An 898-nucleotide genomic window follows, 5' to 3' on the forward strand; every position below is an offset into this window, starting at 1 on the left:
GTGCGGGCTCAGCCGCCGAGGACGGTGCGGGTGTTCTCCCAGCCCTCCAGGGCCACATCCAGGGTCGCCAGGTCGGTGGCGGTGCGCAGGCGCCGCCACGACGGGGTGGAGGTGACATCGCCGGGAGCGGGGGCGGTCCGGCGAAGCAGCTGGGCGGAGGCGGTGTCCAGGTCGTGGTCGATCAGCCACTCCGGGGCGGGTAGCGCGGTGGCGACGCCGAACAGACCCGAACCGGGGGTCGCCGGGGCCACCGCGACCGCCTTGTTCTCCAAGGGACGCAACAGCTTGCCCAGGGTCATCCCCGGCACGTCCGGGGCGTCCGCGGCGATCACGGCGGCCTGGTCGAAGCCGTCCACGGCGGCGGCCCGCAGCACCGGCAGCACGGTCGGGGCCGGCACCTCGTAGATCCGCATGCCCGGCCAGGCGATCTCCTCGGCCAGCGGCCGGTCCGCCGGTGTGGCCGCGATCGCGGCCTCGGCCTGAGCCAGACGAGCCAGCAGGTCGACCACGTCCTCGGCCATCGCCGCCCGCCAGGCGCCGAGGTCCACCCCTGGTGGGCTCCACAGCACCGGCACCAGCATCGCCACCACCACGCGCCGCGTCACCGGTTCAGCCTATCCGCCCAGCCGCCACCGGCTGTCCGCCCGGTTACCGAGGGAGTATCCGGCTCGGCTCGCACGCTCGAGACTCGCCGTGGCGGCCGCACCTGATCCCGCCGTGAGACGGCCGGACCTCGGTTGTTCGGAGCCGGCTCAGTGGGACGTTCGCCACGGGCGTGGCCGAAGCCTCTTTCGCTGGGCAGGGCTCGACGAGCGTACCGAGAAAGAACGAGGCGGAGAGGGAGTCGCGGGATCAGCGCGAGCACACGCCTGCCTCACGCCGGAGGCGAGGACCGGCC

1 protein-coding gene is annotated in these 898 nt (G+C 74.1%); it reads right to left on the reverse strand.

Annotated elements, in window-relative coordinates:
* Positions 1-8 precede the first annotated feature (8 nt).
* Positions 9-605 (reverse strand): hypothetical protein, encoded by a 597-nt coding sequence (locus tag Aut01nite_RS30580; RefSeq protein ID WP_043524605.1) that lies wholly within the window; start codon positions 603-605, stop codon positions 9-11.
* Positions 606-898 lie beyond the last annotated feature (293 nt).

The sequence above is a fragment of the Actinoplanes utahensis genome, from assembly GCF_016862455.1.
Lineage (GTDB): Bacteria > Actinomycetota > Actinomycetes > Mycobacteriales > Micromonosporaceae > Actinoplanes > Actinoplanes utahensis.